Here is a 25,095-nt window from a genome sequence, read left to right as displayed (position 1 = left end):
AATGTGGGAGGGGCAAGCCCCCTGCCACATTTGGATCTTCAGTGTTCCTGGGATTACTTTTTCTGCTTTGGAATCCGCACCAGCTGCGTATTCGAATAGATGTCATGCCAGCCGCGTTTCTGCTTATCGAACAACGCCCAGATAAACCCCAGCCCCACGCACAACCACGACGCAATCGACACCACAAAGCGCAACAGCGCCTGCCACAGGCTGATGCGCGAGCCGTCGGCGTTCTGTACGCGCACGCCCCATACCTGCATGCCCAGGGTCTGCCCGGAATGGGTCCAGAACTTGGCGAAGAAGCCGAACAGCACAAAAAACAGAATCGTCGACAGCAGCGGGTCCCCATCCAGGGCGCCGGACTCGGTGAGGGTGCGCATCCTGGCTTCGCCCAGAAACGCCACCCACACCAGCTTGTAGATAAACGCCGTGACGATCAGCAGGGCGGTGCACAACAGGAAGTCATAGAACATCGCTGCCAGGCGACGGCCCAGGCCAACGGCGGGAAATTCGCCTTGGGGGCTCAGCAAGGGTTTGGACATGGCAGGACTCTCTGAGGAAAAAACGCATTTTACGGAATCGCGCCCATAAAAAAGCCCCTGATGTCATGTCAGGGGCTTTTTGTCGCAGGAAGGATCAACCTTCTGCTTGAACTTCGTCAGCCTGCATGCCTTTTTGGCCCTGCACTGCAACGAACGTTACTTTCTGGCCTTCTTTGAGGCTCTTGAAACCGTTGCCCTGAATAGCGCGGAAATGCACGAACAGATCCGGACCGCTTTCTGGAGTGATAAAACCAAACCCTTTTTCGTCGTTAAACCACTTGACGGTACCGCTCTGACGATCAGCCATTTTCTTATTTCCTTGACGCTAAAAATTAATGACAGCCCCTTTCACATGAAAGAGTACTGGGCTGGGTTGCAGGAAAGTAAGAGACGTCGAACGGGTTGTAGCACAACTACTTCAGCTACTGCCCAGGTCCAGGTTCCAAGCGACCCATGCAAACACAGTGGGCAAACTCTACGCCAACTAATAGAGAAAAAACAACCCCTGCCAAAAGCCCAGGTTTTGCTGGGCCTGATGACACTTCGCTGAGTAATGTGGAATCGGCTTATTCGATAGAAAGTGTCACTCGTTATAGGTTGATTCCTATAAAAATGACTATCGTCGCTGCACTGTTTTATGGCGGTTGCGTTACAGATTAGTGCACGTTAACGCAACCGCGTTACTTATAGGAACAGTCAATCAACCACGGTAGTAACGCTGTGGCACGAATGGCATTTTACTTACACGAAGTGGCACCTTTTTCCCACGCACCAACGCAGAGACTTCGGTATCCAGTGCGATAAACGCACTGTCTAGGTAACCCATGGCCAACGGGCCGCCGAGGCTTGGGCCAAAGCCGCCGCTGCAGACGCTACCGATCACCGTGCCCTGCGCGTCGACAATCTCGGCGCCTTCGCGTACCGGGGTGCGTTCCTGCGGTAGCAGGCCGACGCGCTTGCGGCTCACACCGGTCTGCTGCTGGGTGAAGATCTGGTCGGCACCCGGGAAGCCGCCGGCACGCGGGCCATCGGCGCGACGGGCCTTGGAGATCGCCCACAGCAGGCTGGCTTCAATCGGCGTGGTCTCGGTGTTCATGTCATGGCCGTACAGGCACAGACCAGCTTCCAGGCGCAGGGAGTCGCGGGCGCCCAGGCCGATGGCCTGTACTTCGCTTTCGGCCAGCAGGCTGCGCGCCAGGCTTTCGGCATTGGCGGCAGGCACGGAGATTTCAAAGCCGTCTTCACCGGTATAACCGGAGCGGCTGACGTAGCAGTCCACGCCCAGCAGGCGCAGGGAGGCGAACTGCATAAAGGTCATCCTGGTCACTTCCGGCGCCAGGCGCGCCAGCACCTTCACTGCCGCCGGGCCTTGCAGGGCGAGCAGGGCGCGTTCTTCGAACAGTGGCTCGATGGTGCAGTGATCGCCAATGTATTTGCGCAGGTGCGCCAGGTCCTGGTCCTTGCAGGCGGCGTTGACCACCAGGAACAGTTCGTCGTTGCCCAGGTTGGCGACCATCAAGTCGTCGAGGATGCCGCCTTGCTCGTTGGTGAACATCGCGTAGCGCTGCATGCCCACCGGCAGGTCAATGATGTCGACCGGCACCAGGGTTTCCAGGGCCTTGGCCGCGTTGGCGCCGGTGAGGCGGATCTGGCCCATGTGGGACACGTCAAATAACCCGGCCTGTTCACGGGTGTGCAGGTGTTCCTTCATCACACCCAACGGGTACTGTACCGGCATGTCATAGCCGGCGAAGGGCACCATACGCGCCCCCAATTCGATGTGCTGGGCGTGCAATGGGGTTTTCAACAGGGTTTCGGTGGACATATTCAGCTCCTGAAAAACGTGCTGCCGCGCCTTGGGCGTCAGCACTCGATAATGTTGACCGCCAAACCGCCACGGGCGGTTTCCTTGTATTTGCTTTTCATATCGGCGCCGGTCTGGCGCATGGTGCGGATGACCTTGTCCAGCGAGACGAAATGCTGCCCGTCGCCGCGCAAGGCCATGCGCACGGCGTTGATGGCCTTGACTGAGCCCATGGCATTGCGCTCGATGCAGGGCACTTGCACCAATCCGCCAATCGGGTCGCAGGTCAGGCCGAGGTTGTGTTCCATGCCGATTTCGGCAGCGTTTTCCACTTGGGACACGCTGCCGCCCAGCACTTCGCACAAAGCGCCTGCGGCCATGGAGCAGGCTACGCCGACTTCGCCCTGGCAACCGACTTCAGCCCCGGAGATCGACGCATTTTCCTTGTACAAAATCCCGATGGCGGCGGCGGTGAGCAGGAAACGCACCACGCCGTCTTCGTTCGCGCCCGGGATAAAGCGCATGTAGTAATGCAGCACCGCCGGAATGATCCCGGCCGCACCGTTGGTGGGCGCCGTCACCACGCGCCCGCCATTGGCGTTTTCCTCGTTGACCGCCAGCGCGTACAGGTTGACCCAATCGAGCACCGACAACGGATCGCGCAGCGCCGATTCCGGGTGCTTGCACAGTTGGCGATGCAACGCGGCAGCGCGGCGTTTTACCTTCAAGCCGCCGGGCAGGATCCCTTCATTGCGGCATCCGGCGTCGACGCAGTCCTGCATCACCTGCCAGATCTTCAGCAAGCCGGCGCGGGTTTCGGCTTCCGGGCGCCAGGCACTTTCATTGGTCAGCATCACCTGGCTGATAGACAGGCCGTAGGTGGCGCAATGACCGAGCAAGTCCTTGGCGTGCTTGAAAGGGAAGGTCAGCGGCGTGGCATCTTCGACAATCCGGTCGGCGCCGGCGGCGTCTTCATCCACCACAAAACCGCCGCCCACCGAGTAGTACTCGCGGCTGCGGATCTGGATGTTGGCGGCGTCGAAGGCACGGAAAATCATGCCGTTGGGGTGGTAGGCGAGGGGTTTGCGAATCATCGCCAGGTGTTCTTTCTCGTTGAACGCAATGCTGTGTTCGCCGAGCAGGTTCAGGCGGCCGTCCTTGCGCATCTGCGCCAGGCGGGCGGCCACGGTTTCAGTGTTTACGGTGTCCGGGTGTTCGCCTTCGAGGCCCAGCAGCACGGCTTTGTCGCTGCCGTGGCCTTTGCCGGTGGCGCCGAGGGATCCATAAAGCTCCACCTTGATGCCGCAGGTGGTGGTCAGCAGGTTGTCGCGCTTGAGGCCTTCGACGAAGCGGGCAGCGGCGCGCATCGGGCCGACGGTGTGGGAACTGGAGGGGCCGATGCCAATCTTGAACAGGTCGAACACGCTTAAAGACATGAGTTGTTCTCCGGTTTCTTATTATTGAGGTGGTCAAATGTGGGAGGGGGCAAGCCCCCTCCCACATTTTGACTGAGTGCGTCCTCAGGTTATGCGTAGCTCTCGATTGACGGGCACGCACACACCAGGTTGCGATCCCCAAACACGTTGTCGACCCGGCCAACCGGCGGCCAGTACTTGCCTTCGATCAGCGAGGCAACCGGGTACACCGCTTGCTCACGGCTGTAGGGGTGGCTCCATTCACCCACCAGTTCCGCCGCCGTGTGCGGTGCGTTCTTCAGCGGGTTATCGTCCTTGTCCAGCGTGCCGTTTTCCACTGCGCGGATTTCTTCGCGGATGGCGATCATGGCGTCGCAGAAGCGGTCCAGTTCTTCCTTGGATTCACTTTCGGTCGGCTCGATCATCAAGGTGCCAGCCACCGGGAACGACATGGTCGGTGCGTGGAAGCCGAAGTCGATCAGCCGCTTGGCCACGTCATCCACACTGATGCCGCTGCTGTCTTTGAGTGGGCGCAGGTCGAGGATGCATTCGTGCGCCACCAGGCCGTTGCTGCCGGTGTAGAGCACGGGGTAGTGCTCTTCCAGGCGACGGGAGATGTAGTTGGCATTCAGGATCGCCAACTGCGAAGCGCGCTTGAGGCCCGCGCCGCCCATCATGCTGATGTACATCCAGGTGATCGGCAGAATGCTCGCGCTGCCGAACGGTGCCGCGCAGACCGCGCCTTCCTTGCGTGCCATGGCCGCGTGGCCCGGCAGGAATGGCGTGAGGTGGGATTTGACACCAATCGGGCCAACGCCCGGGCCGCCACCGCCGTGGGGGATGCAGAATGTCTTGTGCAGGTTCAGGTGGGACACGTCGCCACCGAACTTGCCCGGTGCGCACAGGCCAACCATGGCGTTCATGTTGGCGCCGTCGATGTAGACCTGGCCGCCGTTGTCGTGGATGACGCCGCAGATTTCGCGGATGCCTTCTTCGAACACGCCGTGGGTGGACGGATAGGTGATCATCAGCGCGGCGAGGTGCTCGCGGTGCTCGATGGCTTTGGCGCGCAGGTCTTCGATGTCCACGTTGCCACGGGCGTCGCAGGCGGTGACGACGACGCGCATGCCGGCCATGTTGGCGGTCGCCGGGTTGGTGCCGTGGGCCGACGAGGGGATCAGGCAGATGTCGCGACGTTCTTCGCCACGGCTCTGGTGATAGGCACGGATGGCCAGCAGGCCAGCGTATTCACCTTGGGAGCCGGCGTTCGGCTGCAGCGAGATCGCGTCATAACCGGTGGCCGCGCAGAGCATGGCTTCCAGGTCGGAGGTCAGTTGCAGGTAGCCGGCGCTTTGTGCGGCTGGGGCGAACGGGTGCAGGGCACCGAATTCGGCCCAGGTCACCGGGATCATTTCGCTGGCGGCGTTGAGCTTCATGGTGCACGAGCCCAACGGGATCATGGTGCGGTCCAGGGCCAGGTCTTTATCCGCCAGCTTGCGCAGGTAGCGCATCAGCTCGGTTTCCGAGTGGTAGCGGTTGAACACCGGGTGGCTGAGGATCGGCGACTGGCGCAGCAGCGCGGCTGGCAGGGTGCTCTCAGTGGCGGCGAAGGCGGGCAGGGCCTTGCCGTCGGCAAAGATCGACCACAGGGTTTCGATATCGGCTTGGGTGGTGGTTTCATCCACCGACAGGCCGACACGCTCGGCATCCACCACACGCAGGTTGATGCGCTGGGCGCGGGCCTTGTCGTGCAGCGCGGCGGTGTTGGCGCCGGTGTTGAGTGTGAGGGTGTCGAAAAAGTGTTCCTGCTCGACCTTCAAGCCCAGGGCGGTCAGGCCCTTGGCCAGGATCGCGGTCAACTGGTGAATGCGCTGGGCAATCTGAGTCAGGCCTTTGGGCCCGTGGTACACGGCGTACATGCTGGCGATGTTGGCCAGCAGCACTTGGGCGGTGCAGATGTTGCTGGTGGCTTTCTCACGGCGGATATGTTGCTCGCGGGTCTGCATGGCCAGGCGCAGGGCCGGCTTGCCGAAACGGTCAACGGACACACCGACCAAACGGCCCGGCATATCGCGCTTGAACGCATCCTTGGTGGAGAAGTACGCCGCGTGCGGGCCGCCAAAACCCAGCGGCACGCCGAAGCGTTGCGCGCTGCCGATGGCCACGTCGGCGCCGAATTCACCCGGCGGGGTCAGCAGGGTCAGAGCCAGCAGGTCGGCAGCCACGGCCACCAGGGCGTTGGCGGTGTGGAAGCGCTCGGTCAGCGCGCGGTAGTCGAATACGTCACCGTTGCTCGCCGGGTATTGCAGCAGGGCGCCGAAAAACGGGCTCACGTCGGTCAGTTCACGCTCGTCGCCGACTACCACCTCGATACCCAGCGGCTCGGCGCGGGTGCGCAGCACGTCGAGGGTCTGCGGATGGCTGTGCACCGAGGCGAAGAAGGCGTTGCTGCCTTTGTTCTTGCTCAGGCGCTTGCAGAAGGTCATGGCTTCGGCGGCGGCGGTGGCTTCGTCGAGCAAGGATGCGTTGGCAATCGGCAGGCCGGTGAGGTCGCTGATCAGGGTCTGGAAGTTCAGCAGCGCTTCCAGGCGGCCTTGGGAAATTTCTGGCTGGTAAGGTGTGTAGGCGGTGTACCAGGCCGGGTTTTCCAGGAGGTTGCGCAGGATCGGCGATGGCGTGTGGCAGTTGTAGTAGCCCTGGCCGATGTAGGTCTTGAACAGTTGGTTCTGGCTGGCAATGGCCTTGATCTTGGCCAGGGCCTCGGCTTCGCTCAGGCCGTCTTCCAGGCCGAGCACGCTGGTGCCCTTGATGCTTTCCGGGATCACGCTGGCGCTCAAGGCTTCCAGGGAGTCAAAGCCCAGGCTGGCGAGCATTTGCTGCTCATCTTCCTGGCGCGGGCCGATGTGGCGGGCGATGAATTCGTTGGCGGTGCTCAAATTAACAGTCATGGCGCGCTCCTCAGGCTTCAGCGTTGGCTTTGATCAGGCGGTCGTACGCATCCTGATCCAACAGTTTAGCTACAGCCTCGGCGTCGGCCGGTTTAAAGCGGAAGAACCAGCCTTCGCCCATCGGGTCTTCGTTGACCAGCTCCGGGCTGCCGTCGAGTTTGTCGTTCACTTCCAGCACTTCACCGTCCAATGGCATGTACACGCCGCTGGCGGCTTTTACCGATTCCACGGTGGACGCTTCAGCGCCCTTGGCGTAGGCCTGCAACTCCGGCAGTTGCACGAAAACCACATCACCCAGCGCGTTCTGCGCAAAAGCGGTGATACCCACGGTGACGCTGCCGTCAGCTTCGGCGCGCAGCCATTCGTGATCTTCAGTGAAACGCAACTCGCTCATGGAAACTCCTCGGGGCCAGATTCGTCTGGTGGACGGGGTTGAAATAATGGGAAGTTGCTTAGCAAGATCGCGGCCAATCCAAATAAGTTGTTATAAATCAAAAGGTTAACAAATAGGGTTATAAGCCTATGCGTTTTGGCTGTAGCGATTTCGCTACAGTCGGGCCGGGTAAAAAAAGCCTATGTGGATCAAAGCGTTGCATGGCGTGCAAAAACTAGGGTTGTAGCGAAATCGTTACGCTGTAGCGCTTTCAGTACGGGTCGGCGTCGCTTTTGGCGCTGCCAAGGAGATCTATCTACCGTAATGCCCGCCTGCCCGCGTTTTAACGTGCACTCATCTCGTTATCAGGATGCGATCCATGCGTGCTTCAACTGCAAATCCCCCGGAGGCCACCCAGGCCCGGAAGTCCCGCGATTACTTATCCAAACTGTTTGCCCACCGCCTGAGCCTGACTCAGGTGGCCCAATCAATGATCCAGGCGTGGATAGGCGAGTGGTTTACCGAATCCCGTCTGCAGGCGAGCAACAGCTGGATCGGTGTGATACAGCCAGGCGGTCGCTACACGCAGCTCATCACCTTGAGCGATGCGCTGATCAAACGCTGCATGAGCGGCGAAGCGTTGAACTACACGCCAGGCCATCATCAGTTGTTGATCCGCTTGGGAGAGGAGGTGTTCCAACCGGTGACCCAAGCCATCAGCGTGGACGACATCGAATTTATGCTCAACACCCTGGCCCCCGGCGTGCTCGTGGGGTTTGGCCAGCGGTTGGTGGACTATTGGAATGCCCGCGTGCCTCACGATCCGGCCCGCAGCCGTTGGAACGCGGTTGGCAGCCAGTTGCGAGCATGCCTGCTCACGGCGCGGCAAAATCCACCGCTGCTGCCCGAGCACGCGCGGTCGTTGCTGGGGCTGGGTGTCGAGGAGACCGTGCTATGGGGATATCGGGCGGATCGAGAGGTGGTGGGCAGCCCCGATGCGCTGCATATCTATCAGGTGTATGCCGTGCAGGCAGAGCGCGCGGGCGAATGGTTGCCACTGCTGGTCCTGCAGCGTCGGGTTCTGGGGCAACAGATCAGCCTGGTTTACGTCCCGGCGATGAACCTGCTGAGGCTCGATACCCTGGACGCGTTGGGTAACCTGTTGCCTCGCTATATGAACCACTACCGGCCTGGCGTGCCCATCAACTGGGTGCTTCGTGAGCCCGACGGTAATGTGTTCGATGCCTTGGCCCAGACCTTGCTCGAGCGTCAGCTTCGCAACGTGTATCGTCTCGACTGGTCGGCACTTCCCTACATCAGCAGCTATGAACAGCTGTTCATCAAACTCACGTCGCCGTTGGCCTGGTTCGATCCCGATTACCTCCAGCAACCTCATGAAGAACAGTTGCCTGTCTGGCTGCAACTGGCCAACCGTGCTGATCGCCTGGTTTATGGCCAGTGGCTCGAACGCCTGGAGCAGCTGCAGCGAGCCACCGGTGGAGCGTCGTTCCTGGAGGGCCTCGACCCTATCGATGTGTATGCACGCAAAGCGCTGCAACGGCAAATGCGCCTGGACTACCCCACTCAAGCGCCCATTAACCCGGACGATTACCTCCTGACCTTCGAGCGCACCCAGGGCGCCACCGTCGGCTGGACGCAACGCACCTCCAGGACCTTGACCCAATGGTCGTTGGAAAACCCCTTCGCCACGGCCTATGCCCGTGTGCAGATCAGCAATCAGGCCATGCCGGGCCAGGTGCCCGGCCGGGTCACCCCGGCATACCTCAAGCACCTGATCGAAAGCGTGGATGTGGGTAAGCACTACCCCGCGCTGCTTGAGCACGCGTTGATCGCCGACCCGGCGGAGTCCGCACGGCGGCGGCGATTGTTCGTTGATCAGATGGCGATCCAGTTGCCGATGCTCGCCTTTGAACACAGCCTGCGCCAGCGCTACGGTTTTACCCGCGCTGGCGCCTTGGTGGTGCAAGCGATGTTGCAGGGCGACCCGCAAAAGCGCGTGATCGACGGTGAAGTGATAGTGGCTCGGCCCCTGGCGTTCCTGGTGCACGCCGGGGGGCGTGCCCATCAAACGGACAACCTGTATGTCATCGGCCCGCGTGACAACGGCCAGTTGCCGCACATTCTTTATCGCCCGGATCACACCGAAGCGGTTTTACAACAGTTTGCCAGTCGCCAGGCGTTGCTCGACGAGATCGCGCGAGCGGGCAGCGACCTGCAATGCCTGGTGCTGCAGCGTTTGCCGGATGACAGCCGGGCCATGTTTGGCAATGGCGGCTTTCTGAACCCCCATGTTCAGCGGTTTTTTCAGGGCGATGAATACGACGCGCTGCCCGGCTCTAGCCCGGCGCTGCTCAGCGATGCATTGGTGCAGGGCGATTTTCTGACGACCGTCTTCAATGAAAACGCCAAAAGCCTGTGGCAGCTTGCCATGAAGCAATCTGCTTCCAACGAGGCATTGCGCTGGACCGTGTTCAAGAATGATCTCTGGCAGTTGTTCAATGCGCTGTTGCCCATGATCAGAGGGCCTGTGGCGGTAGCGGGCTGGCTGTTCCAAACCTTCAGGACCTTTCGCACAGTGCTGGCGTTACCGACACAGGCCAGTCGGGAAGAGACTGCCAATGCCCTTGCCGAGCTGATGGGCAGTGTGGCCGGCCTGCTGATGAGCCCCGTGGTCACGCTGGATCAGCGTTTACGCCTGGGCGCGATCAAAACCGTGACGACAGGTGCGGCCCAAGGCTCGGAGGTGATTCCGGTCAGCCACACGCTTGAACCCGTGTGGAAATTCGCCTGGCAGCGTTCACACGCAGATATCACGGCCATGGATTATGCCTGGGCCAACTCTCGGCTCAAGCTTGACACGGCGCAGCGAGCACAGCTCGAAACCTTCCAATGGTCGCCAGAACCGGGGGAAACGTGGCCTGCAAACCCCAGCGTGATCTCGACAGACAGTCCTGTGCGCGGTCGGGTGAGGGTCCAAGGCCGTCATCAGGATTACACGCTGATAGACAGCAAGCTATATGGCGTCAAGCCCGATGGCGATCGCTGGCGGATCGCTGACTTGAGAAACAACCAACGCTTGGGCCCATGGCTCAGGCAAGACTCAAAAGGTATCTGGAAGATTGACCTGGGCCTGCGATTGCTCGGCGGGCAGCCAAAAAAGACCACGGCCGCCGAGCGGCGTCTGCACCTTCAGAATGAAAACCGCAGACTGGAGGGTGACTACGACCGCGCGTCAGCCAGGCTCGCTGAGGTCCTGTCTCGGGTGGCGCAGGCCCAGAAGCGTTACAAAGAGGCTCACGCTGCGGGCGCCACTACGTTCACTGATCACCAACGGCGCGACATCAGCACCGAGTATTTGATCGAGTTGGAAAACGAATACCGGCTGCAGTGCGACAGGATAAATGCGTTGAATGCACTGAACACCCACAAACCTGTGAGTGCTTTCGAGCGGGAGAAGATGAAGCAGCTGGAGGCCATGATCGAGAACTTGCGCGACCAGATGACGGTGGTGATCAACGTGCGGGCAGACGCAATTCTTCCCGATGAGCGTTTGATTGAGTTGGACGCGCAAATGGATGGCGCCGACGAGGTTATTGCCCAAGCGGCACATCGCACCTTTGCTCAATCCTCGCGGACGATCGCAGGGTACAACGTTCAACTGATCGAACTGAGTACGCTGGAGCAGAATGCCCGTGAGCGATTGATGGGCGTGCCTGGGTTTGAGCCGTATGCACATTTAAAGGCCCCCTCGGATATGGGCACGCCTCTGGACTGGCAGTCCATGCAATTAAAGGCTTTATATGGGGCAGTGCTGCGCCGTTTGCCGTCCTCTGAAGAGTCTGCGCCCTTCGAGCAGGTTCACGGGTTGCTAGGTGAGGCGATCCAATCGATTCAGTCGCAAAAAACCCTGCAAGAGCCCGGTTTGCTGAGCATGCAGCAACGAATCAACGGGTATGAAGCGATTGCCAGGGAGTATCGCCGGTCTCAGGCAGGGGTGCGGGAGTACGGTGATATGGCCGCTGACGTGGTTGACGAGCGTGTTATCGAACAACTGAGCCGTTTGCTCGAAGAGTTGGGGCAGCAAGCGGCGCAGTCTTTGTCGGGGCTGCTTCGCGAACAGGAGGAACATTGCGCGCCTCAACCAGTGTCGGTGCTCAGTGCCGACAAACGTTTGTTTCGCGACCGGAAAAATCGCTATCAGCTCGGGAAGGTAAGGGCCCGCACGCCCGAATCGGATGATGAGATCGTGGATATCCTCAATCCCATCGATAAGCGCGTACAGACCAGCTTTCGGCGTAGCCCCAGCTCCAATGATTTTGAACCGGTTATCGAGGCGACGGCGCCCGTACCACGCCCGACACGCTCACTGGAAAACCTCAAGGGCGACGCCCGTCGGTTGTTGGACAGGGAACCCATCGTGTTGCAGCAGGCGCGTGCCGAGGCTCTTGGCTCCAGTCTGCCGGACAGTGTCGAGACGCGGTTGATACGTCAATCCACGACTATCCAGGCGGTTGCCGAGAAAATTCGCAAGGCGTTGCCCTCAACCCCCGATACCGCGTCCCAGGCGCTGCTCGATGAGTTGGAGCAGGCTGCGCGCCGTTATCTGGAGGCGGGACGTCGGATGCGTATCGACATGATCAAACGTCTGCCGCCCGATGAGGACGGGATTGCCTGGCTCCAGGCCCAGGATCAGGTGCAGATACTGCGCATTGAGGGCCGTATCGCACTCAAGCGTGTCGATGATTTTTTGCAGGAGTATGTGGTCAAGGACAAGCAGGGCAAGGTTCTGGCGTATGCGCATTTTCATTACTCGACGCCCACCGCACCTGACACCGCCTACAACGCCGGCCATTTGAAACGGCCGGAGCAGCGCTTCATGAGTTTCCGCAGCCTCGCGGACAAAACCGACAGGGATGTTATCGAGATCTACTATTCGCGCATCAGTGCACCTAAGGCCGCGCAGTTGTTCTTCAGCACAACGGGCTCGGTCAAGCACCGCGGGCGGCGCTCATTCTGGTGATGAGTGGGTTCAGGGCTTGCCGGGAATGCCGTACTTGCGCAAGCGGTGGGCGATGGCGGTGTGGGAGGTCTGCAAGCGGCTGGCCAGCTGTCGTGTGGAGGGATAGCTGGTGTAGAGCTTCTCCAGCAGGCTGCGTTCGAAGTCTTCGACGGCCTGTTCGAGGCTGTCGATTTCACCGTCGCTTTGGCGGGCCACCGAGGTCCCGGCGATGTCCAGGTCGCCGATGTCCACCAGGCTGCTTTCGCAAATGGCGGCGGCGCGGAAGATGACGTTCTGCAACTGGCGCACATTGCCCGGCCAACGGTTGCCCAACAGCGCCGGATAGGTACCGGGCGCCAGGCGGCACACCGGGCGCTGGATCTGAGCGCAGGCCTGCTGCATGAAGTAGCGGGCCAGCAACAGGATGTCCTGGCCGCGTTCGCGCAGGGGCGGCACCTCGACGTTGAGCACATTGAGGCGATAGAACAGGTCTTCACGAAAGGTGCCTTCGCTGACCATTTTTTCCAGGTTGCGGTGGGTGGCGCTGAGGATGCGCACATTGACCTTCACTTCGCGGTCGCCGCCCACCCGGCGGAAACTGCCGTCGTTGAGAAAACGCAGCAGCTTGGCTTGTAAATACGGCGACATTTCGCCGATTTCATCGAGGAACACCGTGCCCTGGTTGGCCAACTCCATCAGCCCCGGCTTGCCGCCGCGCTGGGCGCCGGTAAAGGCGCCGGGGGCGTAGCCGAACAACTCGCTTTCGGCGAGGTTCTCCGGCAGCGCGGCGCAGTTCAACGCCAGGAACGGCGCACTGTGGCGCGTACTGATGGCATGGCAGGCCCGCGCCACCAACTCCTTGCCGGTGCCGGTTTCGCCCTGGATCAACAGCGGTGCATCCAGCGCGGCCACCCGTTGCGCGCGGGCCTTGAGGGTACGGATCGCCGGCGACTCGCCCAGCAGTGCGTCAAAGCCTTCGGCATGGTCATGGTGCAGCGCCGAGAGTTGTTCACCGATGCGGTTTGGCTGGTAAAGGGTGAGCAGGGCGCCGGCATCGGTGATCGGTGTAGCGTCCAGCAGGAGGGTCTGGCCGTTGACGCTGATCTCGCGCAGGGGCAGGCGAAAGCCGTTTTCCAACAAGGTATCGAGCAGCGCCGGGTCGTTGAACAGCTCTGCGATGCTTTCCCCGGCCGGTTCACGCCCGTACAGGGCAATCAGCGCCGGGTTGGCCAGCAGGATCGTGCCCGCGCTGTCCAGGGCCAGCACCGGGTCGGTCATGGCCGCCAGCAGGGCGTCGAGTTGCAGGTGGCGGCGTTGGCCGGGGAGGATGTCCACCACCTTCACCGCCCGCACGCCGTGTACGCTGAACAGTGCATCGCGCAGCTCTTCGAGCACCTCGGCGCTGAGGGTCGGGGCGTCGATGTAGACGTTGGGCGGTACCATTTCCACCGCATCCAGGTTGAGATTGCGCCCACCGAGCAAGGCCAGGACTTCCTGGGTAATGCCGACGCGGTCGATGAAGCTGACGTGGATACGCATGCAGTGGCTGACGATTCTGAGGTGCGAGAGGCCGCAAGTATGCCTGACAGGCGATGCAGATCCAAAAATGTGGGAGGGGCAAGCCCCCTCCCACATTTGCTCCGCGTTACTCCAGGTGTTCGGGTTTGACCGGATCACCGGATTTCATATCCAGTTGATGCCGCACATCTTCGAACATCATGTCGTAATGCTTGTGTTGCGAGCCGACGCTGCTGTGGGTCTTGGGAATGCCGTATTTCTCGACGATCTTGGTCACATTGCTGGCGAAGTTGTAAGCCTGGTCCTTGGGGAGGAAAAAGGTTTCCTTCATGTCCTTGCCCTGGATGTTGCCGTGCAGGGTGAATTGCATGCCTTTGCCTTCCGCCTCATGTGTGACGACTTCGTAGTCCAGGCAAAGGTCGTAGCTGACATCGTTATTGTTGAGCGCGTGACGTTCGATATGCAGGTGACCGGGTTTAAAGGTGGCCATAGGCGTATCTCCTCTACTTCACAGATAGGTGATGCCAGGTGTTGCCGTGCTGATGCGCGTGCCGGCGCTGCCCTGGACGATGGCTTCGATGTCCGAGAGTGAACCGATCACTGCGGTTTTGCCAGTCTGGCGGGCGAACTCACAGGCGGCCTGGACCTTGGGGCCCATGGAGCCGGCGGCGAAGCCGAGTTTTTCCATTTCGTCCGGGTGCGCCTGGCCGATGGCTTTCTGGGTCGGCTTGCCGAAGTCGATAAAAGCGGCGTTGACATCGGTGGCAATCACCAGCAAATCGGCGTCCAGTTGCGAGGCCAATAGCGACGAGCACAGATCTTTGTCGATGACGGCTTCGATGCCGCGCAGTTTGCCGTCTTCGCCGTACAGGGTCGGGATCCCGCCACCGCCGGCGCAAATCACGATGCTGCTTTTTTCCAGCAGCCACTTGATCGGGCGAATCTCAAAGATGCGTTTGGGGCGTGGGCTGGCTACCACCCGGCGGTATTTATCGCCATCGGGGGCAATCGCCCAGCCTTTTTCGGCCGCCAGTTTTTCCGCTTCGGCCTTGGAGTAGACCGGGCCGATCGGCTTGGTCGGGTTCTGGAATGCCGGGTCCTTGGCGTCCACTTCCACCTGGGTCAGCAGCGTGGCGAACGGCACCTCAAAGTCCAGCAGGTTGCCCAGTTCTTGTTCGATGATATAGCCGATCATGCCTTCGGTTTCGGCGCCCAGCACGTCCAGTGGATACGGTGAAACCTGGGTGTAGGCGGCGGCTTGCAGCGACAGCAGGCCGACTTGCGGGCCATTGCCGTGGGCGATCACCAGCTCGTTGCCGGGGTGGATCTTGGCAATCTGTTCGGTGGCGATGCGGATGTTGGCGCGTTGATTATCCGCCGTCATGGGTTCACCACGGCGCAGGAGGGCGTTGCCGCCCAGGGCTACGACGATGCGCATAATACGATCCTTCTAGAATTCAGCTTTGTGGACACAAGGCAAAATGTGGGAGGGGGCTTGCCCCCTACCACATTTTTATTGTGTTCCGACAGTGAGAGTTAGATATCCGCCAGCGCCGACACCAGGATCGCCTTGATGGTATGCATGCGGTTTTCCGCTTGCTCAAAGGCGATGTTGGCCGGCGACTCGAAGACTTCCTCGGTCACTTCCACGCCGTTTGCCAGGTTCGGATACCGCGCGGCGATGTCCTTGCCGACCTTGGTTTCGCTGTTGTGGAACGCCGGCAGGCAGTGCATGAACTTCACCCGAGGGTTGCCCGAGGCTTTCATCATCTTGGCGTTGACCTGGTACGGCAGCAGTTGCTCGATGCGCTCGTCCCATGCCTCCACCGGCTCGCCCATGGACACCCAGATGTCGGTGTGGATGAAGTCCACGCCTTTCACGGCTTCTTTCGGGTCTTCGGTGATGGTGATGCGTGCGCCGCTTTCCTCGGCAAATGCCTGGCATTGCTTGATGAAATCTTCATGGGGCCACAGGGCTTTCGGTGCGCCGATGCGCACGTCCATGCCGAGCTTGGCGCCGATCATCAGCAGCGAGTTACCCATGTTGTAACGGGCGTCGCCCAGGTAGGCGTAGCTGATGTCATGCAGCGGCTTGTCGCTGTGTTCGCGCATGGTCAGGGTGTCGGCGATCATCTGCGTCGGGTGGAATTCGGCGGTCAGGCCGTTGAATACCGGCACCCCGGCGAACTTGGCCAGTTCTTCGACGATTTCCTGCTCGAAGCCACGGTATTCAATGGCATCGAACATCCGACCGAGCACGCGGGCGGTGTCTTTCATGCTTTCCTTGTGGCCGATCTGCGACGACACCGGGTCGATATAGGTGACGTGAGCGCCTTGGTCGTGGGCCGCGACTTCGAACGCGCAGCGGGTGCGGGTCGAGGTTTTTTCGAAGATCAGCGCGATGTTCTTGCCCTTCAGGTGCGGACGCTCGGTGCCGGTGTATTTGGCGCGTTTGAGGTCGCGGGACAGGTCCAGCAGGTAGTGCAGCTCGCGCGTGGTGTGGTGCATCAGCGACAGCAGGCTGCGGTTGCGCATATTGAAAGCCATGATGGAATCTCCTTAATAGTCGATAGGGTCGCGGATGATCGGGCAGGTCATGCAGTGGCCGCCGCCACGGCCCCGGCCGAGTTCACCGGCACTGATGGTGATGACTTCCACCCCGGCCTTGCGCAGCAGCGTGTTGGTGTAGGTGTTGCGGTCGTAGCCGATCACCACGCCCGGCTCCACGGCCACCACGTTGTTGCCGTCGTCCCATTGCTCGCGTTCGGCGGCGAAGGCGTTGCCACCGGTTTCCACCACGCGCAGCGCCTTGAGGTTGAGGGCGGCGGCCACCGTCTCCAGGAAGTTGGTTTTCTCCCGTTGGATATCGATACCGTGCGGCTTGCTTTCGTCAGGGCGCAGGGTGAAGGGCACGATCTGGTTGACCACTTCGGGGAAGACGGTGACCAGGTCGCGGTCGCAGAAGCTGAACACGGTGTCCAGGTGCATTGCCGCGCGGGATTTCGGCAAGCCGGCGACGATCACCCGTTCCACGGCTTTGTTTTTGAACAGGTTGCGCGCCAGCTGGCCGATGGCCTGGTGGGACGAGCGCTCGCCCATGCCAATCAACACCACGCCATTGCCAATCGGCATCACGTCGCCGCCTTCCAGCGTAGCGGCACCGTGTTCCTGGTCGGGGTCGCCGTACCAGATCTGGAAGTCGGCGTTGGTGAATTCAGGGTGGAATTTGTAGATGGCGCTGGTCAGCAGGGTTTCCTGGCGACGCGCCGGCCAGTACATCGGGTTGAGCGTCACGCCGCCGTAGATCCAGCAGGTGGTGTCGCGGGTGAACTGGGTGTTGGGCAACGGCGGCAGAATGAAACTGGCGTGGCCGAGGAAATCGCGGAACATCTCGATGGTCTTGCCACCGAAGCTGCTCGGCAGGTCATCGGCCGATACGCCGCCGATCAGGTACTCGGCGATCTTGCGCGGCTCCAGGCTGCGCAGCCACGAGCCGACTTCCTCGACCAGGCCCAGGCCCACGGTGTTGGCGGTGATCTTGCGTTCCAGGATCCAGTCCAGGGCCTCGGGATTGGCAACGATGTCGGTCAGCAGGTTGTGCATTTCCAGCACATCAATATCCCGCTCGCGCATCTTGGTCACGAAGTCGAAATGGTCGCGCTTGGCCTGGGCCACCCACAACACGTCATCGAACAGCAGTTCATCGCAGTTGTTGGGGGTCAGCCGCTGGTGGGCCAAGCCTGTGGAGCACACCATGACTTTGCGCAGTTTGCCGGCTTCGGAATGTACGCCGTACTTCACTTTTTCCGTGGTCATTACAGATCCTCCAAGGAGCAACAATTACAGAGTCAGGAAGCCGTCGTAGAGGCCATAGGCAGCCACCAGGGCGCCAATGACTACTGCGGCGAAAATCAGCTTCTCGACGTTGGTGAAAATCGGTTTGCCCAACTCACGCTTGGCCTTGGCGAACAGGATTGCGCCGGGGGCATAGAGCAGGGCGGAGAGCAGCAGGTATTTGGTGCCGCCGGCATAGAGCAGCCACACCGCGTAGATCAGCGCGACGGCGCCGATGAACAGGTCTTTCCTGCGCTCTTTAAGGGCGTTTTCGTAGGTCTCGCCGCGCACCGCCAGCAGCAGCGCGTAGGCCGCCGACCACAGGTAGGGCACCAGGATCATCGAGGTGGCGAGGTAGATCAGCGACAGGTAAGTGCTGGCGGAAAACAGGGTGATGATCAGGAACAGTTGCACCATGGCGTTAGTCAGCCACAGCGCATTGACCGGCACGTGGTTGGCGTTCTCCTTGCGCAGGAACTCCGGCATGGTGTGGTCCTTGGCGGCGGCGAACATGATCTCCGCACACAGCAGCACCCACGACAGCAACGCCCCCAGCAGCGAGATGATCAAGCCGACGCTGATCAACACCGCGCCCCAATGGCCGACCACATGCTCCAGCACCGCAGCCATCGACGGGTTCTGCAACTTGGCCAGTTCCGGTTGGGTCATGATGCCGAGGGACAACACATTCACCAGCATCAAAAACAGCAGCACGGTGATAAAGCCGATCACAGTGGCCTTGCCCACGTCGGAGCGTTTTTCCGCACGGGACGAGAAGATGCTCGCGCCTTCGATGCCGATGAACACCCACACGGTGACCAGCATCATGTTGCGCACCTGGTTCATCACGCTGCCCAGGTCCGGGTTTTTCACGCCCCAGATGTCAGCGGTGAAGATCTCCAGCTTGAACGCAAACAGCGCGATCAACACGAACAGCACCAGCGGCACGACCTTGGCGACGGTGGTCACCAGGTTGATGAACGCCGCTTCCTTGATCCCGCGCAGCACCAGGAAATGCACGGCCCACAGCAACACCGAAGCGCCAATCACGGCCGCGGGGGTGTTGCCTTCGCCAAAGATCGGGAAGAAGTAACCGAGGGTGCTGAACAGCAGCACGAAGTAGCCGACGTTGCCCAGCCAGGCGCTGATCCAGTAACCCCAGGCCGACGAGAAACCCATGTAATCACCGAAGCCGGCCTTGGCGTAGGCGTAGACGCCGCCATCGAGGTTGGGCTTGCGGTTGGCCAGGGTCTGGAATACGAACGCGAGGGTCAACATGCCAATGGCAGTAATCACCCAACCGATCAATACCGCACCGACGTCGGCGCTGGCGGCCATGTTTTGCGGCAGGGAGAAGATCCCACCGCCAATCATCGAACCCACGACAAGTGCAACCAATGCGCCTAATCGAAGTTTTCCCGGAGATTCAGACATTGCATAACTCCAATGCGGGAGAAGAGAGACCACAGAATAATTCCGTGTGCTAATCAAACAGCTGACTCAGATCACTTCATTGGCACATTCCATTGTGAATTAATGACTTAGGGTGGGAACTCGTGGGCGATAAGAATCCTCGGAAACACGCTGCGCAGAGCGGTTACGCCATTCGGATTAATTATTTAGCCTGGGCTATGGACGTTTGACGCTAGACCGTTTTTGCGGATGTGCAAACTTTTTCAGCGGTGCTCCGCGTATTGGCTATAAAGGTTAAAAGTGATGCAGTATTTAAAATATAAATAAGCCTGAATGGCGTTGAGTTGACAGGCCATTAGGTTATGAGTGTGTCGGTTTTATCGCCATCTCTAATAAACGCTACACTCGCTGAGTTAATTAGTTGAGTGCACAGTTGTCATCTAAAACTGTTAAGTCTCCAGGAGCGTTCATGTCCCAGCCGGCCCAGAAACTTCGACTCAGCGCCCTGATCGCCTTAGTGGTCGGCTCGATGATTGGCGGGGGGATCTTCTCCCTGCCGCAAAACATGGCCGCCCGTGCCGAGGTCGGTGCCGTTCTGATCGGCTGGGCAATCACTGCCGTCGGCATGCTCACCCTGGCATTTGTGTTCCAGACCCTGGCCAATCGCAAACCCGAGTTGGACTCCGGGGTGTATGCCTACGCCAAGGCCGGTTTCGGCGATTACATGGGGTTCTCGTCGGCCTGGGGTTATTGGATCAGCGCGTGGATGGGCAACGTCGGTTACTTCGTGTTGCTGTTCAGCACCCTTGGCTACTTTTTTCCGGTGTTCGGCCAGGGCAATACGCCGGTGGCCATCGGCTGTGCCTCGGTGCTGCTGTGGGCCGTGCATTTTCTGGTGATGCGCGGGATCAAAGAGGCGGCGTTCATCAACCAGATCACCACTGTGGCGAAGATCGTGCCGTTGCTGATGTTTATCGTGATCGCAGCGGTGGCGTTCAAGGCCGATATCTTCAGCCGCGATATCTGGGGCCTGGGCAACCCGCAGCTCGGCAGCGTGGTGGACCAGGTGCGCAACATGATGCTGGTCACGGTGTTTGTGTTTATCGGCATCGAAGGCGCCAGCGTCTATTCGGCGCGGGCCGAGAAACGCTCGGACGTGGGCCGGGCCACGGTGATCGGTTTTCTTGGCGTGCTGGCGCTGCTGGTGCTGGTGAATGTGCTGTCCCTGGGGATCATGAGCCAACCGGAACTGGCCAACCTGCAAAATCCCTCCCTGGCGGGCGTGCTGGAGCATATCGTCGGGCCTTGGGGCGCGATGCTGATCAGCCTCGGCCTGGCGGTGTCGCTGTTGGGCGCGTTGCTGTCGTGGGCGCTGCTCTGCGCGGAAATCCTCTACGCGACTGCCCAGGACAAGACCATGCCTGCGTTCCTGAAGAAAGAAAACGTCAACCAGGTGCCGGTCAATGCGCTGTGGCTGACCAATGTGATGATTCAGGTCTTTCTGGTGATCACGCTGTTTTCCCACAGCACTTACACCACGCTGATTTACCTGGCTTCGTCGATGATCCTGGTGCCGTACCTGTGGTCGGCGGCCTACGCGGTGCTGTTGAGCGGGCGCGGCGAAACCTATGAAGGTGCCCAGCGTCAGCGATTCAAGGATCTGTTGGTGGGCGTGATTGCCCTGAGTTACGCGGTATGGCTGCTCTACGCCGGGGGGTTGAAGTATTTGCTGCTGTCGGCGCTGCTCTATGCGCCGGGCGTGATCCTGTTTGCCCTGGCCAAGCGTGAGCAGGGGCGGCCGTTGTTTACTCACATGGAGAAAGGCATTTTCAGTTGCGTGATCGCCGGTGCCGGGCTGGCGGCGTATGGGCTGTACAGCGGGGTTCTTTCGTTATGATTGGGTTAGCTGTACTGGCCCCATCGGGAGCAAGCTGCCTCCCACATTTTGATTTGTGAACACAGTCACATGTGGGAGGGGCGGTGCGACGGTTCGACTTGCCCCCGATAGCGACCGCCAGATCACCACTGTGCTCGGTGCGAGCCTAATTCCCCGGCCGGCAAATCCCACTGCAATGGCGTACCGCTGATGGTCAGCGGGGGGAGCAACCGGTGGGCCTGGCCCCAGGCGGTCTGTTCCACGACCAGGCCTTGATCACACGGCTCTTCGGCCCGCAACGCTGGTTGCTCCGGCGCTTGTCCCGCTTCTACCAACAACGTTGCCGTGCGCGCCAAGGACAACCGCGCCGACCCACCACGGCCGGATTCCAAACGCTCGCTCAAGGCCTGGATCGCGCTGGCCGCCATCAAATACCCGGTGGCGTGGTCCAGGGCCTGCAACGGCAGCGGCACCGGTTTATCCGCTTGTTTCCAGGCCATGCCCGCGTCGGCGATGCCGCTGCTCATCTGCACCAGGCTGTCGAAGCCTCGGCGGTTGCGCCATGGGCCGCTCCAGCCGTAGGCGTTGAGGCTTACGTCGATCAGGCCGGGGGCGAGGGTTTGCAGTGCACTTGGGGTGTAGCCCAGTTGTTCCAGGGCATCGGCGCGGTAACCGTGCAACAGGATGTCGGCTTCCTTGAGCAGGCTTTCGAAAATCTGCCGGTCTTCGGGGTTTTTGAGGTCCAGTCGGGCGCAGCGTTTGCCGAGGGTCATTTCCGGCACCACGCCGGGCTCGTTCCAGGTGGGCGAGTCGATTCGCAATACACTGGCGCCCAGGCCCGCCAGAAAGCGGCTGGCCACGGGACCGGCCAGTACGCGGGTCAGGTCGAGCACCTTGATGCCGGCCAGCGGACGGGCGATCGAGCCGAGCCAGGGCGTGTCACGGCTGGTGTCGAAGGTCTGGCGCTGTATCAGCGCTTCAGCATTCACCGCCAACCCCTGCGGATGGATTTGCCAGGCCTGCCACGTGCGCATCTGCGCGACGCAACCACCGGCATCGACAATCGCCTGTTCCAGCTCTGCGGCATTCCACGTTGAGACTTTGGCTGCCATCTCGGCGCGATCTGCGACGTTGCCCAGCACCTGTTCGGCGGCGGCACGGTGATGGGGCGCGTTGGTGTGCAGGCGGATCCAGCCATCGGCGCTGGCGTAGTCGCCGGCCACCGGGTCCCACAGTGGCGGCACTTGCCAGCCCAGCGGGCGAATTGAGGAAGAGAACCAGAACGACGCGAGGCGGCGGTCGACATTCACGCTGGGCAAACGTCCGGTCTGTTGTTGGATCAATCGGGCGACGGCCTGTCCGGCGGCGCCGATGCTGGCGCTGGCCAGTTCGGTAACGGCGAAAATCGAGGGCAGGGCGCCAGCCTCGGTCAGGGTCAGCGGTGTCTGGGGCAGATCGAGTGCGGCTTGGATGGGAGTCAGCAGGTCAGTCATCAAAGGCCCTCCATAAGAGAAGGGCCACTATAAAAGAACATCACACCGGTGTGACAACCCCAGGTTCCAACGGCAGGTCGATGCTGGCGATAAAGCCACCGCCGGGGTGATTGGCCAGAATCAGGCTGCCGCCATGGCGTTCGGCTGCACGCCGCGCAATCGCCAGGCCCAGGCCGTGGCCTTGGGCGGTCTGGCCGGGCGCCCGGTAGAACGGCTCGCCCAGTTGGCTGAGGTGCTCGGCGTCCACGCCGGGGCCATGGTCGCGCACGCTGATCAGGATTCGTTCGTCGTGGCGCTGCGCCCGCAATTCGATGGCCTCGCCTGGCGGGTTGAACCGTTGGGCATTGCGCAGCAGGTTGTCGACGGCGCGTTCGATCATGGTCGGCCAGCCCTTGAGGTGCAGGTCGTTTTCGCTGGTCAGTTGCACCACCTGGTCGGGCGCGCTGAGCTGGGCGTCTTTTTGCAGGGTCTTGAGCAGGGGATTGAGGTCGACGTCTTCGGCGCTGGCGTTATCGGCATCGACGCGGGCCAATACCAGGATCTCGCTGATCAAGGCCTCCAGGCGGTCGCATTCGCGGGTCAGGCGAGGCCAGAGTTTTTCCCGCTCTTCGGGGCTGGCGCGTTCGGCCAGGGCCAAGGCTATCCGCAGGCGCGCCAGGGGCGAGCGCAGTTCGTGGGACACGTCGCGCAGTAATTGGCGTTGACTGCCGATCAGGCTTTGCAGGCGTGCACCCATGCGGTTGAAGTCGGTGGCGAGTACGCCGAACTCATCACGACGGTTGGCCAGGCGCGCCAGGCTGTTTTGCTGGTAGGTGGCCTGGCCAAGGTCATGCACCGCACCGCGCAGCCGGCTCAGCGGGCGGGTGATGGATAGGGTGACGAACAGGCTGAACAGGGTCAGCACCACCAGGGCAATCGCTAGGGCGCTCAATGGCCACGTGAGGCTGCTGCGGTGCCATTCGTCGAGTTCGGGGTGGGCGATGCGGTAGATCAGCAAGTACGTGTCGCCGGTTTTCTCGCTGGTGTACTCGGCGGTCAGGCGGCGCCAGGGCAGGTGGCCTTCCTTGCTGTCGTTTTGCCGTGCTTCAAAGGCGGCGGCGCGGCGCGGGAAGGTGCCACGCACCACGGGCTCGCCGCTTTCGTTCAGCACTTGCACATCGATGTGGTACTGGCGCTTGCGCTGTTGCAGCAATTCCTGGGCAGCGTCTTCGCCCTGGGTTTCGTAGAGTTGGGTCCACTCTTGCGCCAGGTTTTTGAGGCCGGGGTGGCGGCTGAGAATCCAGGCATCTTGATTGAGCATATGCCCAAGCAGGATCGACAACCCGGCAACCAAGGCGATGGCCAGCCAGAAACTGGCCAGGATGCGCCAGAACAATGAACGCACAGGAAACCCTCAAACAGGAAAAGCCCAGTGGCGGGGGCCACTGGGCTGGGAGCGTTAACGCGGGGGCATTATTGCGCTTTTTGCGGCTGTTGCGCTTTCCATGCCTGGAATTCCTTCCATTCGGCGCGGCGCTGTTCCTGCTTTTTGATGATCTCGTCGAACTGCTTCTGCTGGTCAGGCTTGAGCACGGCACGGATATCGGCCTGGGTCTTCTGCTTGCCGGCGGCGATTTCATCCTGCATGGCTTTCTGGTCAGCGGCCGGGAGCTTGTCCAGGTACTTTTTGGTCAGGTCTTTGCGAGCGTGCCATTGGTCGCCCATCAGCTTGCCGATCTGCTGGCGCTGTTCCTTGCTCAGGTCCAGCTGGCTGAAGGGGCCGCCTTTGCCACGCGGACCGTGTTCACCGCCGTGGCCCGGGCCGCCCATCATGTGGCCGGAAGGCTCGCCCATCGGGCCTGGGCCTTCAGGCATCGCGGCCATGGCAACGGTTGGCAGGGCAGCGGCGAACATCAAAGCGATAAGGGTCTTGCGCATGGTGATTCTCCTGTCTCTATTCCGGTGAGTCCGGATGTGAGTAGATTACCCAGAGCAAGGTCAGCGGCGGTCAGGGGAGCGTAAAGCTTGGGTAAAGAGGGGTTTGATGCGAGCTGACAAAAGGTTCGCGAGCGCAGAGGTAAATAGTGGGAGCGGGCTTGCCTGCGATGGGCATGTGTAGCGTACGTATTGACACCCCGCGATCACCGAGACCCCAACGCAGCCTCGCTTGCGCTCGGCAGCTGCTACACATGGGGCTTGCTTAGAGGCTGTAGTAATAGCCACGACTGCGCAACGCCACGATCCGTGGCCGGCCATCCGGGTGCGGGCCGATTTTTTTGCGCAGGTTGCTCACGTGCATGTCCAGGCTGCGGTCGTACAGGGTCAGCTTGCGGCCCAGGGCGATCTGCGCCAGTTCCTGCTTGTCCAGCGGCTCGCCGGGCTGGCGCAGCAAAGCTTCCAGCAGGCGGCTTTCGGAGACGGTGAGGGTGAATTCCTGTTCATCGATACTGACCACGCCGCGCACCGGGCTGAAGCACAGGTCGCCCAGCTCAAGCTGGCTGGATACGGCGGCCGGGTGGCTGCGGCGCAATACGGCGCGCAGGCGGGCGGTCAGCTCCCGTGGGTCGCAGGGTTTGGCGAGGTAATCGTCGGCGCCCAGTTCCAGGCCGAGGATGCGGTCCAACGGTTCGCCCCGTGCCGAAAGCATCAGCACCGGCAATTCAGGGTGATCGTTGCGCAATTGCTTGAGCAGCTCCAGGCCACTGCCGTCGGGCAGCATCACATCGAGCACCACGGCGGCCGGAGCGCTGTCGGCCAAGGCCTTGCGCGCGCTCAAACCGTCGTGACAGGCATGCACCTGAAAGCCTTCCTGGCTCAACCAACTGGTCAGCAGCTCACAGAGCTCCTGGTCATCATCTATCAGTAACAGCTCGCTCATGA

The 25,095-nt window shown here is 61.0% G+C and carries 18 protein-coding genes; 2 read left to right on the top strand and 16 right to left on the bottom strand.

Annotated elements, in window-relative coordinates; genetic code table 11:
- Nucleotides 1-53: 53 nt before the first annotated feature.
- The 6 genes from EJD88_RS09265 to gcvH form a co-directional block, all read right to left on the bottom strand.
- Entirely contained in the window at nucleotides 54-542 is a 489-nt protein-coding gene (locus EJD88_RS09265; RefSeq protein WP_158877820.1) for an RDD family protein, read from the bottom strand.
- A 94-nt stretch (nucleotides 543-636) separates the two neighbouring features.
- On the bottom strand, nucleotides 637-849 hold the full coding sequence (locus EJD88_RS09260; protein ID WP_014339904.1) for a cold-shock protein: 213 nt from the start codon (nucleotides 847-849) through the stop codon (nucleotides 637-639).
- Nucleotides 850-1,242: 393 nt separating this feature from the next.
- Nucleotides 1,243-2,367, bottom strand: a complete 1,125-nt coding sequence (gcvT, locus tag EJD88_RS09255; protein WP_158877819.1) for a glycine cleavage system aminomethyltransferase GcvT — start codon at nucleotides 2,365-2,367, stop codon at nucleotides 1,243-1,245.
- Nucleotides 2,368-2,405: 38 nt separating this feature from the next.
- Nucleotides 2,406-3,782 (bottom strand): L-serine ammonia-lyase, encoded by a 1,377-nt coding sequence (locus EJD88_RS09250; RefSeq protein WP_099585483.1) that lies wholly within the window; start codon nucleotides 3,780-3,782, stop codon nucleotides 2,406-2,408.
- A gap of 89 nt (nucleotides 3,783-3,871) precedes the next feature.
- Nucleotides 3,872-6,709 (bottom strand): aminomethyl-transferring glycine dehydrogenase, encoded by a 2,838-nt coding sequence (gene gcvP / locus EJD88_RS09245; protein ID WP_158877818.1) that lies wholly within the window; start codon nucleotides 6,707-6,709, stop codon nucleotides 3,872-3,874.
- A gap of 10 nt (nucleotides 6,710-6,719) precedes the next feature.
- Nucleotides 6,720-7,103 carry a glycine cleavage system protein GcvH gene (gene gcvH, locus EJD88_RS09240; RefSeq protein ID WP_057007158.1) on the bottom strand — a complete coding sequence of 128 codons (384 nt, stop codon included), beginning with the start codon at nucleotides 7,101-7,103 and terminating at the stop codon, nucleotides 6,720-6,722.
- A gap of 358 nt (nucleotides 7,104-7,461) precedes the next feature.
- On the opposite strand from gcvH, the gene EJD88_RS09235 reads away from it, so the two are divergent.
- Nucleotides 7,462-12,123 carry a hypothetical protein gene (locus EJD88_RS09235; protein WP_158877817.1) on the top strand — a complete coding sequence of 1,554 codons (4,662 nt, stop codon included), beginning with the start codon at nucleotides 7,462-7,464 and terminating at the stop codon, nucleotides 12,121-12,123.
- 9 nt (nucleotides 12,124-12,132) lie between these two features.
- Here the strand turns inward: EJD88_RS09235 and EJD88_RS09230 are convergent, their stop codons facing one another.
- The 6 genes from EJD88_RS09230 to arcD (EJD88_RS09205) all read right to left on the bottom strand — a co-directional run bounded on the left by EJD88_RS09230 (nucleotide 12,133) and on the right by arcD (EJD88_RS09205) (nucleotide 18,888).
- Nucleotides 12,133-13,641: a sigma-54-dependent transcriptional regulator gene (locus tag EJD88_RS09230; protein ID WP_099585479.1), complete on the bottom strand. Its 1,509-nt coding sequence runs from the start codon at nucleotides 13,639-13,641 to the stop codon at nucleotides 12,133-12,135.
- 106 nt (nucleotides 13,642-13,747) lie between these two features.
- On the bottom strand, nucleotides 13,748-14,110 hold the full coding sequence (locus EJD88_RS09225; RefSeq protein WP_158877816.1) for a DUF5064 family protein: 363 nt from the start codon (nucleotides 14,108-14,110) through the stop codon (nucleotides 13,748-13,750).
- An 18-nt stretch (nucleotides 14,111-14,128) separates the two neighbouring features.
- Nucleotides 14,129-15,058 (bottom strand): carbamate kinase, encoded by a 930-nt coding sequence (gene arcC / locus EJD88_RS09220; protein ID WP_158877815.1) that lies wholly within the window; start codon nucleotides 15,056-15,058, stop codon nucleotides 14,129-14,131.
- A 98-nt stretch (nucleotides 15,059-15,156) separates the two neighbouring features.
- The gene (locus EJD88_RS09215; protein WP_071484378.1) at nucleotides 15,157-16,167 is read right to left on the bottom strand and encodes an ornithine carbamoyltransferase; all 1,011 of its coding nucleotides are present in this window, start codon (nucleotides 16,165-16,167) and stop codon (nucleotides 15,157-15,159) included.
- A gap of 12 nt (nucleotides 16,168-16,179) precedes the next feature.
- The gene (gene arcA, locus EJD88_RS09210; protein ID WP_158877814.1) at nucleotides 16,180-17,436 is read right to left on the bottom strand and encodes an arginine deiminase; all 1,257 of its coding nucleotides are present in this window, start codon (nucleotides 17,434-17,436) and stop codon (nucleotides 16,180-16,182) included.
- Between the two features lie 24 nt (nucleotides 17,437-17,460).
- Entirely contained in the window at nucleotides 17,461-18,888 is a 1,428-nt protein-coding gene (gene arcD / locus EJD88_RS09205; RefSeq protein ID WP_122305141.1) for an arginine-ornithine antiporter, read from the bottom strand.
- Nucleotides 18,889-19,336: 448 nt separating this feature from the next.
- Here arcD (EJD88_RS09205) and arcD (EJD88_RS09200) point away from each other — a divergent pair, with 448 nt between their 5' ends.
- Nucleotides 19,337-20,764, top strand: coding sequence for an arginine-ornithine antiporter (arcD, locus tag EJD88_RS09200; RefSeq protein ID WP_112196588.1), 1,428 nt, complete (start codon nucleotides 19,337-19,339; stop codon nucleotides 20,762-20,764).
- Between the two features lie 122 nt (nucleotides 20,765-20,886).
- Here arcD (EJD88_RS09200) and EJD88_RS09195 read toward each other — a convergent pair whose 3' ends face one another.
- From EJD88_RS09195 to EJD88_RS09180, 4 genes are all read right to left on the bottom strand, one after another.
- Complete coding sequence (locus EJD88_RS09195; protein ID WP_158877813.1) at nucleotides 20,887-22,236, bottom strand: CoA transferase; 1,350 nt, start codon at nucleotides 22,234-22,236, stop codon at nucleotides 20,887-20,889.
- Nucleotides 22,237-22,276: 40 nt separating this feature from the next.
- Nucleotides 22,277-23,620, bottom strand: a complete 1,344-nt coding sequence (locus EJD88_RS09190) for a HAMP domain-containing sensor histidine kinase (protein ID WP_158877812.1) — start codon at nucleotides 23,618-23,620, stop codon at nucleotides 22,277-22,279.
- A 68-nt stretch (nucleotides 23,621-23,688) separates the two neighbouring features.
- Nucleotides 23,689-24,153, bottom strand: a complete 465-nt coding sequence (locus EJD88_RS09185; RefSeq protein WP_158877811.1) for a Spy/CpxP family protein refolding chaperone — start codon at nucleotides 24,151-24,153, stop codon at nucleotides 23,689-23,691.
- A gap of 262 nt (nucleotides 24,154-24,415) precedes the next feature.
- A complete protein-coding gene (locus EJD88_RS09180) occupies nucleotides 24,416-25,093 on the bottom strand; it encodes a response regulator transcription factor (protein ID WP_099585469.1) in 678 nt (225 codons plus the stop codon).
- Between the last annotated feature and the right edge of the window lie 2 nt (nucleotides 25,094-25,095).

The organism is Pseudomonas sp. PB105 (genome assembly GCF_009764655.1).
Taxonomy (GTDB): Bacteria; Pseudomonadota; Gammaproteobacteria; order Pseudomonadales; family Pseudomonadaceae; genus Aquipseudomonas; species Aquipseudomonas cyclaminis.
The sequence above is the reverse complement of the archived record's forward strand: the minus strand, read 5'-3'. Positions and strand labels throughout refer to the sequence as shown.